The sequence below is a fragment of the Enterobacter sp. E20 genome, assembly GCF_000801755.2.
In the GTDB taxonomy this organism is placed as follows: Bacteria; Pseudomonadota; Gammaproteobacteria; order Enterobacterales; family Enterobacteriaceae; genus Enterobacter; species Enterobacter asburiae_B.
Window position 1 is genome coordinate 3,261,269 of record NZ_CP012999.1, and the last position, 14,352, is coordinate 3,275,620.

The following is a 14,352-nucleotide window of genomic DNA, read 5'->3' on the forward strand; positions in this document are numbered from 1 at the left end:
ATCAAACTCACAGAACGGGGATATTTACGGCTCACCAATTTTATTTGCTGTCATATAACTTTACACTGGCATTGTTAATTAATGGTTAATCAGGTGTGTATCTCATGAAGACAATTGCCTCCACCGCCCTTCCTGCCCAGGTTCAGCAGCCGCGCTACGATCGTCAGCAACTGCGCTCCCGCATCGTCCATTTTGGCTTTGGCGCGTTTCACCGTGCGCATCAGGCTTTGTTAACAAATCGGGTGCTGAACGAAAAAGGCGGCGACTGGGGTATTTGTGAGATTAGCCTTTTCAGCGGCGACGTGCTGATGAGCCAGCTGCGCGCGCAGGATCACCTGTTCACCGTGCTGGAGAAAGGGGCAGAAGGCAATGAGGCGATTATCGTCGGTGCCGTCCATGAATGCCTTAACGCAAAGCTGGACTCTCTGCCCGCCATTATTGAGAAATTTTGCGAGCCTCAGGTCGCGATTGTGTCGCTCACCATCACGGAGAAAGGCTATTGCATCGATCCCGCGACCGGGAAACTCGATCTGCACAACGCCCGGATAATCCATGACCTTGAAAACCCCTCAGAGCCGCATTCCGCACCCGGGATCCTGGTCGAAGCGCTTCACCGCCGCCGCGAGCGCGGCTTGCCTGCGTTTACCGTACTCTCCTGCGACAATATCCCTGATAACGGGCACGTGGTGAAAAACGCGGTGCTGGGCATGGCGCAAAAGCGTTCCGCGGCGCTGTCTGAATGGATTGACAGCCACGTGAGCTTCCCGGGGACGATGGTCGACAGAATTGTTCCCGCCGCGACGGACGCCTCGCTGGCGGAAATCACCGACGCGCTCGGCGTTGAAGATCCGTGCGCCATCAGCTGCGAGCCGTTTATTCAGTGGGTGGTGGAAGATAATTTTGTTGCCGGCCGTCCGGAATGGGAAGTCGCGGGCGTTCAGATGGTGCAGGATGTTCTGCCCTGGGAGCAGATGAAATTGCGCATGCTCAACGGCAGCCACTCTTTCCTGGCATATCTGGGGTACCTCGCGGGCTATGCCCATATTAATGAATGCATGGAGGACGCTGCGTTCCGCGAAGCCGCCCGTCGGCTGATGCTGGACGAGCAGGCGCCCACATTACGCATTAAGGATGTCGACCTCACCGCCTACGCCGATAGCCTGCTCGAGCGCTTTGCCAACCCGGCACTTCAGCATCGGACCTGGCAAATCGCGATGGACGGCAGCCAGAAGCTTCCGCAAAGAATGCTGGACGGGATCCGCGTTCATCTCGAGCGAAAAACACCGTGGTCGCTGCTGGCTCTGGGCGTGGCCGGCTGGATACGCTACGTCAGCGGTACCGACGACCGTGGCAACGCGATTGATGTTCGCGATCCCCTCAGCGATAAAATTCGCACCATGGTCAATGCCAGCAGCGACGCCGGTCGCGTTAACGCCCTGCTGGGGCTGAGCGAGGTCTTTGGTCACGATCTCGCGCAAAACAGCGCGTTTGTGGAGACTGTCAGCCGGGCATACCAGCGCATCACCCGCCACGGCGCGCGTCAGGCTGTTATCGAGACGTTAAATATTTAACGATTATTGCGCTTAACGCGAACGGATGAAGCCTCCGTTCGCCCTCCCCCTTCTCACCGGTCACGTTTTTCGCCAGGATAGAGAGATTAGTGTTATAGCATCACAATCCTCATCTGGAGCGCACGTGACCAAAACCAACCTCATCACCGGTTTTCTCGGCAGCGGTAAAACCACCTCAATTCTCCACCTGCTGGCGAATAAAGATCCTGCCGAGAAATGGGCCGTGCTGGTCAATGAATTTGGCGAGGTAGGCATTGACGGCGCGTTACTGTCATCCAGCGGCGCGATGATTAAAGAGATCCCCGGCGGGTGCATGTGCTGCGTCAATGGCCTGCCGATGCAGGTCGGGCTCAATACGCTGCTGCGTCAGGGCAACCCCGACCGCCTGCTGATTGAGCCCACCGGGCTGGGCCATCCGAAGCAGATCCTCGATTTACTGACTGCCCCGGTTTACGAGCCGTGGATCGACCTGCGCGCCACCCTGTGCCTGCTCGATCCGCGTCAGCTTCTGGATGACAAAGTGGTGGCCAATGAGAACTTCCGCGATCAGCTCGCCTCGGCTGACGTTATTGTCGCGAATAAAGCAGATCGCGCCACGGCTGAAAGCCAGGCCGCGCTGGACGCGTGGTGGCAACATTTCGGCGGCAACCGCACGCGGGTGCAGACCACCCAGGGGAATATTGATAGCGCCCTGCTTGACCTTCCTCGTCTGAACCTCACCGAGCTGCCTGCCAGCGCGGATCATTCGCACAGTCATCCGGTTAAGCAGGGTTTAGCCGCTCTCAGCCTGCCGGAACATCAGCGCTGGCGTCGTAACCTGAACAGCGGCCAGGGATATCAGGCCTGCGGATGGATATTTGATGCTGAAACCGTTTTCGACACCATCGGGATCCTGGAGTGGGCCCGACTTGCTCCCGTCGATCGCGTGAAAGGGATCATGCGCACCCCAGACGGGCTGGTGCGGATCAACCGTCAGGGCGAGGATTTCTTTATTGAAACGCAGAATGTGGCGCCGCCTGACAGCCGAATAGAGTTAATTAGTGCGGTTAACGCCGACTGGAATGCGCTCCAGTCCAGCCTGTTGAGGATTCGTTTAAGTTCGGGCGGCTAACGTTGCCCCAGTTTTCACTCTATGCAGAACGTTATGACAACTCGATTTCCCCTGATATTACTGCTTAATGTCGCCGGTCTGGCGCTTTTCTTCTCCTGGTATATCCCGGCGGATCATGGTTTCTGGTTCCCGCTGGATTCTGCCATTTTTCACTTCTTCAACCAGGAGCTGGTGAAGAGCAACGCGTTCCTGTGGCTGGTGGCAATTACCAACAACCGCGCCTTCGACGGCTTCTCGCTGCTGGCCATGGGCTGCCTGATGCTCTCTTTCTGGCTGAAAGAGGATAAAGCCGGGCGTCGGCGTATTCTCATTATCGGTCTGGTGATGCTGCTGTTTGCCGTTGTCATTAACCAGCTGGCAACTGCGATTATTCCGGTTAAGCGTTCAAGCCCAACGCTATTCTTCATCGATATTTATCGCGTCAGCGAACTGCTGCATATTCCAACAAAAGATGCGTCGAAGGACAGTTTCCCCGGCGATCATGGTATGATGCTGCTTATTTTTTCCGCAATTATGCTTCGCTATTTCGGCAGAAAAGCCTTTGCCATAGCCCTGATTATTTTTGTGGTTTTTGCCTTCCCGCGCGTAATGATTGGCGCTCACTGGTTTACCGATATTGCCGTCGGTTCGCTCTCCGTGGCGCTGATTGCGCTGCCGTGGTGTTTGATGACCCCACTGAGCGACAGGATAATAGCGCTGTTCGATCGCTATCTTCCCGGAAGAGCGCAACAACAATTAAACAAATAACTAACCTAAATTAACGTGAGCTATCAGGGATCGACATGATCCCTGATAGCGTTCTCGCCGCGATCTTTCCCCACTGTCATATTCTCGTCATCATATTCATGATAAAAATGAAGCAATTGCATACTGGCGCAGCGGATCCGTCGCTATTTTGAGCAATTCTATGTTTTTACTTTCTGTATCACATTTTCTTATAAAAAAAAGGCTTTTTTTTCTCGCAATACCCCAGGCAATCGGTTAATCTCGAACTCGTTTTGCCCCATAGAGATAATTATTTCACTGGCGAATAATTTTGTGCGCTGTGCCACAAATGTGACCAGAAAGAATTGTCTCAATGTGAACAGATAATTAGTCTCGTCACGTTTGGCATTTTTATAACGATATTTGTCGTTAAGGACTTCAAGGGATAATAAACAAAATGGTCAAATCTCAACCGTTTCTGAGATATATCTTACGGGGGATCCCGGCGATAGCAGTCGCGGTACTGTTATCTGCATGTAGTACATCGAACACCGCAAAGAATATGCATCCTGAGACGCGTGTTGTGGGAATGGAAGATTCCTCGTCACTGCAAGCCTCTCAGGATGAATTTGAAAATATGGTACGTAATCTGGACGTGAAGTCCCGCATTATGGACCAGTATGCTGACTGGAAAGGCGTGCGCTATCGCCTTGGCGGCAGCACAAAAACAGGTATTGATTGTTCCGGTTTTGTACAGCGTACGTTCCGTGAGCAATTTGGGTTAGATCTTCCGCGTTCAACCTATGAACAGCAGGAGATGGGCAAGTCGATTTCACGTACCAAACTGCGCACCGGTGATTTAGTCCTGTTCCGTGCCGGTTCTACAGGTCGACATGTTGGCATCTACATTGGTAATGACCAGTTTGTACATGCCTCCACCAGCAGCGGTGTGACCATTTCCAGCATGAATGAACCGTACTGGAAGAAGCGCTACAACGAAGCACGCCGCGTACTGACCCGCAGTTAATATGACTATCGTATCGTTGGTTATCCCTTGGCTGGCGATATGATGAAAAAAAGCACTGCTTCGGCAGTGTTTTTTTTTGCCCGTTACACTGAATACATCCAGCGGCATTTCAGGAATCACGACGTCTATGTTCACCCGCTATTTCTCCAGCAATCGCAAAATACTGATCCTCAGCATCATCACAGGCCTGATCGCCGCCCTGCTCCTGGGTTCGTTGCAATTTTTCTGGAGCTACCACAAGCGGGAAGTCAAATTCGACACCCTGATCCACGATGTGAGCATCTATATGGAGAGCTACTTCGATGAGTTAAAAAATTCTATCGATGTGCTCCAGCCGCTCACGTTAAACAACTGCCACGACGTCAATCAGGAACTTACCTCGCGCGCTGCCTTTAGCGTTAACGTTCGCGCATTCCTGCTGGTCAGAGACAAAATGGCGTTCTGCTCTTCTGCCACCGGGCCGATGAATGTTCCTATGGAGGAGCTAATCCCCGAGCTGCACATCGACAAACAGATTGATATGGCGTTACTTCCCGGCACCCCCATGTTGCCCAACAAGCCCGCGATTGCCATCTGGTACCGTAACCCGCTAGTGAAGGACGGCGGCGTGTTTACCTCGGTGAACCTCAATCTGACGCCTTACCTGCTCTACACCGCGCGCCAGGACGAATTTGCCGGCATTGCCATCATTATTGGCGACCATGCGCTGTCAACGCGCTCCAGCACGCTGGTCCTTGCGCATGATCTACATGAAACGCCCGCCCGAACCGCGACGCTGAAAGACGTTCCCCTGACCATCAACCTGTATGCTGACGCATGGACCAGCGATGAAATTCTCTACGCCCTGTTCTTCGGGCTGGTGTGCGGCATTTGTGCCGGATCGCTCAACTACTATATCCTCAGCATTCGCCTCAACCCGGGTAAAGAGATTTTAAGCGCGATTAAGCGCGGTCAGTTTTACGTGGTTTATCAGCCCGTCGTCGATGCTAAATCGCTCCAGATGACCGGGCTTGAAGTGCTGATGCGCTGGAAACACCCGACGATGGGGGAAATTCCGCCGGACGCGTTTATCAATTTTGCCGAAGCGCAGAAGCTGATTGTCCCGCTGACGCTGCATCTCTTCGACCTTATCATTCACGATGCCCCCGTGTTACAAACCCTGTTACCTCCGGGGGCAAAGGTGGGCATCAACATTGCGCCGGGGCATCTGCATGCGGAAAGCTTCAAAGACGATATGCGCACCTTCAAAGCGCTACTGCCGCAGGATTACTTCCAGATCGTGCTGGAAATTACCGAGCGCGACATGCTCAATCATCGGGAAGCCAATAGCCTTTTCGAATGGCTGCACAACGAAGGGTTTGAGATAGCTATTGATGATTTTGGCACCGGCCACAGCGCGCTGATTTATCTTGAGCATTTCACCATGGACTACCTCAAGATTGACCGCGGCTTTGTTAATGCGATTGGCACTGAGACCGTGACGTCGCCGGTGCTGGATGCCGTCCTGACGCTGGCAAGACGACTGAATATGTCGACCGTCGCCGAAGGGGTGGAAACGCCGGAACAGGCCGCCTGGCTGCGCGAACACGGCGTTAATTTCCTGCAGGGATACTGGATTAGCCGCCCGATGCCGCTGGCGCAGTTCCGCGAATGGCGGCCTGATATTTCGCCCGAGGGTGATTAATTTCACATTGCCCGTGACGTCACTTATTATTCAGCTTAACCGAGCCGGTCTGTAAAAGAGGGAGCCGCCGCGAGATGCTTATGCGCTTCATGTTGCTGATGTTGGCACTAACGAGCCTGTCCAGCCAGGCGCAGGCCATCAAAGAAAATATCGCCTTCGCGGTGATTGGCGAGCCGAAATATGCGGTCAATTTTACGCACTTCGATTACGTTAACCCTGCCGCGCCGAAGGGCGGAAAGGTCACGCTTTCCGCCACGGGAACATTCGACAACTTCAACCGCTTCGCCCTGCGCGGCGTGGCGGCCGCGCGAACGGAATCGCTTTACGATACGCTCTTCGTCACCTCGGATGATGAGCCCGGCAGCTATTATCCGCTGATTGCCGAGAACGTGCGTTACGCCGATAACTTCGCCTGGGCGGAAATTTCGCTGAATCCGCGAGCACGTTTTCACGACGGTACGCCGGTGAAGGCCAGCGACGTCGCGTTCACCTTCCATAAATTCATGACCGAAGGCGTCCCCCAGTTCCGCATCGTGTATAAAGGGGCTTCCGTCAGAGCCATCGCGCCGCTCACCGTGCGCATCGAGCTGAGCGAACCGAACAAAGAGAACATGCTCAGCCTGTTCTCGCTGCCGGTGATGCCGGAATCGTTCTGGAAAAATCATAAGCTAAGCGACCCGCTTTCCACGCCGCCGCTGGCAGGCGGCCCATACCGCATCACCGACTGGCGCATGGGGCAATATGTCGTTTACTCTCGTGTGAAAGACTACTGGGCGGCAGACCTGCCGGTAAACCGCGGGCGCTGGAATTTCGACACCCTTCGCTATGATTACTACCTCGACGATAACGTGGCGTTTGAAGCGTTCAAAGCCGGCGCTTTCGATTTACGCGTCGAGAGCAGCGCCAAAAACTGGGCGACCCGCTATATCGGCAAAAATTTCGCCAAAGGCTATATCGTCAAAGACGAGCACAAAAATGAGTCTGCCCAGGACACCCGCTGGCTGGCGTTTAATATTCAGCGTCCGGTATTTAATGACCGCCGGGTGCGCGAAGCCATTTCCCTGGCCTTTGATTTTGAGTGGATGAACAAAGCGCTGTTTTACGGGGCTTACAGCCGTGCGAATAGCTATTTCCAGAACACCGAATACGCCGCGCGCGATTACCCGAAAGCCGACGAGCTGGCTCTGCTGGCGCCGCTGAAAGCGGAGCTGCCGCCGCAGGTGTTCACCACCGTGTTTCAGCCGCCCGCGTCGAACGGTGACGGTTACGACCGCGACAACCTGCTGAAAGCCAGCAAACTGCTGGATGACGCGGGCTGGCACCTGAAAAATCAAAAGCGTGTGGATGCCAAAACGGGTAAGCCTCTCAGCTTTGAGCTGCTGCTCTCGTCCGGGGGCAACGATCAGTGGGTACTGCCGTTTAAGCACAACCTTGAGCGGCTGGGCGTGACCATGAACATTCGCCAGGTCGATAACGCGCAGATCACCAGCCGCATGCGCAGCCGTGATTACGACATGATGCAGCGCCTGTGGCCCGCGCAGCCGTGGCCCAGCTCCGACCTGCAAATCTCCTGGGCCTCCAGCTACATTGACTCCTCATACAATGCGCCAGGTGTAAAAAGCCCGGCGATTGACGCGCTGATTGCGAAAATAGTGGCGGCGCAGGGGGATAAAGAAAAGCTCCTGCCGCTCGGGCGCGCCCTCGACAGGGTCCTGACCTGGAACTACTACATGCTGCCGATGTGGTATATGGGCGAAGATCGCCTTGCGCGCTGGGACAAGTTCTCCGTGCCTGCCGTGCGCCCTGTCTACTCCCTGGGCTTTGATACCTGGTGGTATGACGTTAACAAAGCCGCCAGACTTCCCGCTGAGCGGCGATAAGGAATCATCATGGGTGCCTATCTTCTCCGTCGTCTCCTGCTGGTCATCCCCACCCTGTGGGCCATCATCACGATTAACTTTTTTATCGTGCAAATCGCCCCTGGCGGCCCGGTCGATCAGGCAATTGCCGCCATTGAATTTGGCAACAGCGGCGGCATGCCCGGCGGCGGCGGTGAAGGGATGGGCGCGAGCCATGCGCGAACCGGCGTAGGGAATATCAGCGAAAGCCATTATCGCGGCGGACGCGGGCTGGATCCGGAGGTGATCGCCGAGATCACCCACCGCTACGGCTTTGACAAACCGATTCACGAGCGCTATTTCAAGATGCTCTGGGATTACATCCGCTTTGATTTTGGCGACAGCCTGTTTCGCAGTGCGTCAGTGTTAACGTTGATCAAGCAAAGCCTGCCGGTTTCGATAACGCTGGGGCTGTGGGGAACGCTGATTATCTATCTGGTCTCTATACCGCTTGGGATCCGCAAAGCGGTGTATAACGGCAGCCGGTTTGATATCTGGAGCAGCACGTTCATCATTATCGGCTACGCCATACCGGCGTTTCTGTTTGCCGTCCTGCTGATTGTCTTTTTTGCCGGGGGAAGCTATTTCGACCTCTTCCCGCTGCGGGGGCTGGTCTCCGCCGATTTCAGCTCCCTGCCGTGGTATCAGAAAATCACCGACTATCTCTGGCATATCACGCTGCCGGTGCTGGCCACGGTCATTGGCGGGTTTGCGGCCCTGACCATGTTGACCAAAAACGCCTTTCTCGATGAAATTCGTAAGCAGTACGTTGTCACGGCCCGCGCCAAGGGCGTGAGCGAGAAGCAGATCATGTGGAAACACGTGTTCCGCAACGCCATGCTGCTGGTGATCGCCGGATTTCCGGCCACGTTCATCGGCATGTTTTTTACCGGCTCGCTGCTGATAGAGGTGATGTTCTCGCTCAACGGCCTGGGGCTGCTGGGCTATGAAGCTACCGTATCGCGCGATTATCCGGTGATGTTTGGCACACTCTATATTTTCACCCTGATTGGCCTGCTGCTGAATATCATCAGTGATATCAGCTATACGCTGGTCGATCCCCGAATCGATTTTGAGGGCCGCTGATGCCGCGTTTAAGCCCCATCAACCAGGCCCGCTGGGCCCGCTTTCGCCACAATCGCCGCGGCTACTGGTCGCTGTGGATTTTTGCCGTGCTGTTTGCCTTAAGCATGTGTTCGGAGCTGATCGCCAACGACAAGCCGCTGCTGGTGCATTTTAACGACCGCTGGTACGTGCCGGTTATCGCCAACTACAGCGAAAGCGACTTCGGCGGCCCGTTTGCAACACCGGCGGAGTATCAGGATCCGTGGCTTCGCCAGCAGATTGAGCAGCACGGCTGGGCGCTCTGGGCGCCGGTACGCTTTGGCGCAAACAGCATTAACTTCGCCACCACGACGCCCTTCCCTTCCCCGCCCTCCGCGCAAAACTGGCTGGGAACGGATGCTAACGGCGGGGACGTGCTGGCGCGCATCCTGTATGGCACGCGAATTTCTCTTCTCTTTGGGCTGATGCTGACGATCTTCTCAAGCGTAATGGGAGTCGTGGCGGGCGCCGTTCAGGGCTACTACGGCGGGAAAATCGACCTGTGGGGCCAGCGGATTATTGAAGTCTGGTCAGGCATGCCAACGCTGTTTCTGATCATCCTGCTTTCCAGCGTGGTGCAGCCCGGCTTCTGGTGGCTGTTAGGCATCACCGTCCTGTTCGGCTGGATGGCGCTGGTGGGCGTGGTGCGCGCGGAGTTCCTGCGCACCCGCAATTTCGACTATATTCGCGCCGCGCAGGCGCTTGGCGTGAGCGATCGGGGGATCATCTTCCGCCACATGCTGCCCAACGCGGTCGTGGCAACGCTCACTTTCCTGCCGTTTATTCTGTGCAGCTCCATCACCACCCTCACCTCGCTGGATTTTCTTGGTTTCGGGCTACCGCTGGGTTCCCCGTCGCTCGGCGAACTGCTGCTGCAGGGCAAAAACAACCTGCAGGCGCCGTGGTTAGGCATCGCCGCCTTTCTTTCCGTGGCCGTGCTGCTGTCGCTGCTGATTTTTATTGGCGAAGCCGTGCGCGATGCCTTCGATCCGAACAAGGCGGTATAAAATGACCCAGCCTCTTCTCAGTATTGATAACCTGTCGATTGCTTTTTCTAAGCAGGACGAGACGCGCACCGTGGTCACCGACCTGTCGCTGCAAATCCAGCCCGGGGAAACGCTGGCCTTGGTGGGCGAGTCGGGTTCAGGCAAGAGCGTTTCGGCACTCTCCATCCTGCGCCTGTTGCCGTCCCCACCGGTGAGCTACCCGCAAGGGGATATTCTGTTTCACGGCAGCTCGCTGCTGCATGCCGACGAACATACCCTGCGCGGCATACGCGGCAACAAAATCGCGATGATCTTCCAGGAGCCGATGGTTTCCCTCAACCCGCTGCACAGCCTCGAGAAACAGCTCTATGAAGTGCTCTCCCTGCACCGGGGGATGCGCAAAGAGGCCGCGCGGGGAGAAATTCTGGACTGTCTGGAACGAACGGGCATACGCAATGCGGCCAAACGGCTGAATGATTTTCCGCACCAGCTCTCCGGCGGCGAACGACAGCGCGTGATGATCGCTATGGCCCTGCTCACGCGACCCGAGCTGTTGATTGCCGACGAGCCCACAACGGCGCTGGACGTGACGGTACAGGCGCAAATACTGACGCTGCTGCGGGAACTGCGTGACGAGCTGAACATGAGCCTGCTTTTTATCACGCACAACCTGAGCATTGTGAGAAAGCTGGCCGACAGCGTCGCGGTGATGCAAAACGGACGATGCGTTGAACAGAATAGCGCGTCCACGCTGCTGAGCGCGCCGCAGCACCCCTATACGCAGCGTTTGCTCGACAGCGAACCCTCCGGCGACCCGGTTCCGCTCGCGGCTGACAGCACACCGCTGCTGCGCGTTGAGGATTTGTCCGTCTCGTTCCCGATCCGCAAAGGTATTCTGCGGCGCATCGTCGACCAGAATCCGGTGCTGAAAAACATCCGCTTCTCGCTGCGCCCGGGAGAATCCCTGGGGCTGGTGGGCGAATCCGGTTCGGGCAAAAGCACCACCGGTCTGGCGCTGCTGCGCTTAATTGCCTCGCAGGGCGAGATCTTCTTTGACGATATGCCGCTGCACCGCTGGAACCGCCGCCAGATGCTGGCCGTGCGGCCCCGCATGCAGGTGGTGTTTCAGGATCCCAACTCCTCGCTTAACCCGCGGCTCAGCGTGTTACAGATTATCGAGGAGGGTCTGCGCGTGCATCAGCCCGGCCTGAGCGCTCAGCAGCGAGAGCAGGAAGTTATGCGGGTGATGGCCGAAGTGGGCTTAGATGCCGGGACCCGCCACCGCTATCCGGCTGAATTCTCCGGCGGGCAGCGCCAGCGTATCGCCATTGCCCGCGCGCTGATCCTGAAGCCGGAGCTGATTATTCTGGATGAACCAACGTCGTCGCTGGACAGAACCGTTCAGGCGCAGATCCTGGCGCTGCTGAAAGGGCTTCAGGAAAAACACCGGCTGGCCTATATCTTTATCAGCCACGATCTACAGGTGGTGCGGGCGCTATGCCATCAGGTGATTGTGTTGCGACAGGGAGAAGTGGTCGAGCAGGGAGAGTGCCAGCGCGTATTTAGCGCGCCAACGCAGCGCTACACGCGCCAGCTGTTGTCGGCAGACTAGCGGTCAGAAGGGGTACTGGCCGGAGAAAGGCTCCGCGATGGCAACGCCAAAATTCTTCAGACGGCAGGTGGCGGCAAACTCGTCCTGGCTCTTCACGAACAGGCACGGCTCACCTTCACACTCCAGCACGGAGCTGTCCACTTCGATATCCGTCAGGGCCTGACTGAGACGCTCCATCACCCGCCATGCATTTTCGTCGCTCGGGCTCAGCAGCTTGAGTGCCACCAGGCAGTTTTCACAGCCCGCGACGCTTTGCGGAATCGGTTCAACTTTCGAACCTGCAAAACCCGCCGACCAGCGATAGCTCTGGGGCAAGCGATGGACAATGGAGAGTTGTAATGTATTCACGTTCGTTCCCCGGAAGCAAAATTTACTTCACAATTTATTTACATTTATAGTAACACATCATCGCCAGCCTGCACTATTCAGCGCTTTTTTATCGATATCCAGGCTCGCGTCGGCGCTATATGTACCCGTTTCTGCGATCTAACTCAACCTTTTTGAATACAATGATGTGACTTTTTACACAAATAGATTTTACATAAAATAAACAAACACGGAATAAACGAACGGGGGTTTGGTTGATATGCATCAACAAAAAAGGCCCTGTCGGGCCTTCTCTGTATTTTAGTGGGCCGCTTTTCGCGGTCGACTGGCGTAAAGATAGAAGAGTATCGAGCTGGTTGCGCAAAAAGCCATCGCCCACAGCATGGGCCATGCCGTCGTAAAGGTAGCCATTGAAAGCAACGCTCCAACGATAGCACCGATGCCGAAGCGGAACGTCCCCGCCAGGGAAGAGGCGGTGCCCGCCATATGCGGAAACTCATCCAGGATCACCGCCATCGCATTAGATGACACCATCGACACGCAGCCGACAAAGGCCGCCACGCCGACCACCAGCGCCCAGAAGCCCACGCCCAGAAACGCGCTCACCACCAGCCAGATAGCCATCACAAACTGGATCCACAGCCCTGCGCGGAACATGTTCAGCGCCCCCACCCGCCGGACAAAACGGCTGTTGATGATGGTCATGATGAACAGGAAGACGATGTTAAGCGCGAAATAGTAGCCGAAGTGCTGCGGCGAAACGTGGTTCAGCTCGATGTAGACAAACGGTCCGGCGCTCAGGAAGGAGAACATCCCGGCGAAGCTGAACCCGCTTGCCAGCATATAGCTGAGCACGCGCTTGTGGCGAAACAGCGAGGCAAAGTTGCCGATTGTGGTTCGGATGTGGAATTTCTGACGGCGCTCGACGGGAAGCGTTTCATCAATAAAGAAGAAGATCATCGCCGAGGCCAGCAGCGCGGCCAGGGCCAGGATCCAGAAAATCACGTGCCAGCTAAACCACACCAGCACCGCGCCACCGGCCATCGGGGCCACCAGCGGCGCAATCGTCGTCACCAGCATCACGAACGACATCATGCGGGAGAACTCTTCTTTCGGGTAAATATCGCGCATCAGGGCGTTAATCACCACGCTTGCCGCTGCCGCCGCCAGACCGTGGAAGAAGCGCATGATAATCAGATGGTCGATGGTCTGCGCCAGCGCACAGGCCACCGCTGCGGCCGCAAAGACCAGCGTCCCGCCCAGAATAACGGGCTTGCGTCCAAGGCTGTCCGCCATCGGGCCATAAAACAGCTGGCCGAGGGCAAAGCCGAGAATATAAGTGCTGAGCGTCATCTGCGCGCTGCCCGCCGGAACGCCAAACTGCGCGGAAATGACCGGCAGCGCGGGCAGGTACATATCAATAGACAGCGGCATCAGCATGGCCAGCAGGCCAAGGATGAAGACGATTTTGAATGACGAGTGTGGCCTGGTGGTCACAGAGCTCTCCTGAAATTAGTGCGAAGGCAGACCGACGCTGGCGATCTCTTCTTCCGTTAACGGGCGATATTCGCCTGGCGCCAGGTCGGGATCGAGTTCGATCGCACCAATCCGCTCACGATGCAGGCCAATAACGTGGTTCCCCACCGCGGCAAACATACGTTTCACCTGATGGTAACGCCCTTCGCTGATGGTCAGACGGACTTCCGTCGGCGTGATCACCTCAAGCACGGCGGGTTTGGTCAGATCTTTTTCATTATGCAGCTGAACGCCTTTCGTGAATTGCTCTGCCGTGTCATCCGACACCGGCGACTCCAGCGTGACCAGATAGGTTTTCTCGCAGTGGTGACGCGGGGAAGTAATGCGATGCGACCACTGCCCGTCGTCGGTCATCAGCACCAGACCCGTGGTGTCGATGTCGAGGCGGCCTGCGGCGTGCAGCTTGTGCGCCACCGGTTCGTCGAGGAAATAGAGCACCGTCGGGTGATCGGGATCGTCCGTTGAGCAGACGTAGCCTTCCGGCTTATTGAGCATGAAGTAGCGCGGACCGTGCTGCTGGGTCAGCGGATTGCCGTCATACTCCACCTGATGGTCAGGTTGCAGTTTGAACGCGCTGTCTCTCACAATGTCGCCATCCACGGTAACGCGGCTGGCGCGAATTTCGCGCCCGGCAATAGCGCGGCTTACGCCGAGTTGCTGAGCGATAAACTTATCAAGTCGCATGAAATCTTTTTAGCCTTAATGGTGCTGGAAGTCGGACAACAGGTCCGAAAAAAGAAGCAGTCTGGAACGGTTCAGTATAATGGTCTGGTTGCGCCACTCAAGGGAAA

General features: G+C 56.1%; 12 protein-coding genes. 9 read left to right on the top strand and 3 right to left on the bottom strand.

The genetic code is table 11. The features are described 5' to 3' along the window. Positions 1 to 104: 104 nt before the first annotated feature. The 9 genes from NI40_RS15180 to yejF all read left to right on the top strand — a co-directional run bounded on the left by NI40_RS15180 (position 105) and on the right by yejF (position 11,698). Positions 105 to 1,571 (top strand): mannitol dehydrogenase family protein, encoded by a 1,467-nt coding sequence (locus NI40_RS15180; RefSeq protein ID WP_039263171.1) that lies wholly within the window; start codon positions 105 to 107, stop codon positions 1,569 to 1,571. A 124-nt stretch (positions 1,572 to 1,695) separates the two neighbouring features. Then, complete coding sequence (locus NI40_RS15185) at positions 1,696 to 2,682, top strand: CobW family GTP-binding protein (RefSeq protein ID WP_039263172.1); 987 nt, start codon at positions 1,696 to 1,698, stop codon at positions 2,680 to 2,682. A 33-nt stretch (positions 2,683 to 2,715) separates the two neighbouring features. After that, positions 2,716 to 3,429 (top strand): phosphatase PAP2 family protein, encoded by a 714-nt coding sequence (locus tag NI40_RS15190; protein WP_176686751.1) that lies wholly within the window; start codon positions 2,716 to 2,718, stop codon positions 3,427 to 3,429. A gap of 415 nt (positions 3,430 to 3,844) precedes the next feature. Next, a complete protein-coding gene (gene mepS / locus NI40_RS15195) occupies positions 3,845 to 4,414 on the top strand; it encodes a bifunctional murein DD-endopeptidase/murein LD-carboxypeptidase (RefSeq protein WP_008500946.1) in 570 nt (189 codons plus the stop codon). 127 nt (positions 4,415 to 4,541) lie between these two features. After that, on the top strand, positions 4,542 to 6,098 hold the full coding sequence (locus tag NI40_RS15200) for a cyclic di-GMP phosphodiesterase (RefSeq protein WP_039263175.1): 1,557 nt from the start codon (positions 4,542 to 4,544) through the stop codon (positions 6,096 to 6,098). A gap of 74 nt (positions 6,099 to 6,172) precedes the next feature. Next, entirely contained in the window at positions 6,173 to 7,978 is a 1,806-nt protein-coding gene (locus NI40_RS15205) for an extracellular solute-binding protein (RefSeq protein WP_039263176.1), read from the top strand. A gap of 9 nt (positions 7,979 to 7,987) precedes the next feature. Further along, the gene (locus NI40_RS15210) at positions 7,988 to 9,082 is read left to right on the top strand and encodes a microcin C ABC transporter permease YejB (RefSeq protein WP_024908182.1); all 1,095 of its coding nucleotides are present in this window, start codon (positions 7,988 to 7,990) and stop codon (positions 9,080 to 9,082) included. Next, on the top strand, positions 9,082 to 10,107 hold the full coding sequence (locus NI40_RS15215; protein ID WP_039263177.1) for an ABC transporter permease: 1,026 nt from the start codon (positions 9,082 to 9,084) through the stop codon (positions 10,105 to 10,107). Before NI40_RS15210 ends, NI40_RS15215 begins: the two co-directional genes overlap by 1 nt. A 1-nt stretch (position 10,108) precedes the next feature. Next, a complete protein-coding gene (gene yejF / locus NI40_RS15220; RefSeq protein WP_039263178.1) occupies positions 10,109 to 11,698 on the top strand; it encodes a microcin C ABC transporter ATP-binding protein YejF in 1,590 nt (529 codons plus the stop codon). Positions 11,699 to 11,701: 3 nt separating this feature from the next. On the opposite strand, the gene NI40_RS15225 is transcribed toward yejF, so the two are convergent. The 3 genes from NI40_RS15225 to rsuA all read right to left on the bottom strand — a co-directional run bounded on the left by NI40_RS15225 (position 11,702) and on the right by rsuA (position 14,245). Beyond that, the gene (locus NI40_RS15225; protein WP_028013883.1) at positions 11,702 to 12,046 is read right to left on the bottom strand and encodes a YejG family protein; all 345 of its coding nucleotides are present in this window, start codon (positions 12,044 to 12,046) and stop codon (positions 11,702 to 11,704) included. A gap of 279 nt (positions 12,047 to 12,325) precedes the next feature. After that, positions 12,326 to 13,522 (bottom strand): Bcr/CflA family multidrug efflux MFS transporter, encoded by a 1,197-nt coding sequence (locus NI40_RS15230; protein WP_008500953.1) that lies wholly within the window; start codon positions 13,520 to 13,522, stop codon positions 12,326 to 12,328. A 15-nt stretch (positions 13,523 to 13,537) separates the two neighbouring features. After that, on the bottom strand, positions 13,538 to 14,245 hold the full coding sequence (gene rsuA, locus NI40_RS15235; RefSeq protein ID WP_039263179.1) for a 16S rRNA pseudouridine(516) synthase RsuA: 708 nt from the start codon (positions 14,243 to 14,245) through the stop codon (positions 13,538 to 13,540). Positions 14,246 to 14,352: the final 107 nt, after the last annotated feature.

Excerpts from the sequence above, each read along its gene's own strand:
- NI40_RS15210 (WP_024908182.1), top strand. The coding sequence starts at position 7,988 with ATGGGTGCCTATCTTCTCCGTCGTCTCCTGCTGGTCATCCCCACCCTG.
- NI40_RS15215 (WP_039263177.1), top strand. The coding sequence starts at position 9,082 with ATGCCGCGTTTAAGCCCCATCAACCAGGCCCGCTGGGCCCGCTTTCGC.
- NI40_RS15190 (WP_176686751.1), top strand. The coding sequence starts at position 2,716 with ATGACAACTCGATTTCCCCTGATATTACTGCTTAATGTCGCCGGTCTG.
- rsuA (WP_039263179.1), bottom strand. The coding sequence starts at position 14,245 with ATGCGACTTGATAAGTTTATCGCTCAGCAACTCGGCGTAAGCCGCGCT.
- mepS (WP_008500946.1), top strand. The coding sequence starts at position 3,845 with ATGGTCAAATCTCAACCGTTTCTGAGATATATCTTACGGGGGATCCCG.
- NI40_RS15205 (WP_039263176.1), top strand. The coding sequence starts at position 6,173 with ATGCTTATGCGCTTCATGTTGCTGATGTTGGCACTAACGAGCCTGTCC.
- NI40_RS15180 (WP_039263171.1), top strand. The coding sequence starts at position 105 with ATGAAGACAATTGCCTCCACCGCCCTTCCTGCCCAGGTTCAGCAGCCG.
- NI40_RS15200 (WP_039263175.1), top strand. The coding sequence starts at position 4,542 with ATGTTCACCCGCTATTTCTCCAGCAATCGCAAAATACTGATCCTCAGC.
- yejF (WP_039263178.1), top strand. The coding sequence starts at position 10,109 with ATGACCCAGCCTCTTCTCAGTATTGATAACCTGTCGATTGCTTTTTCT.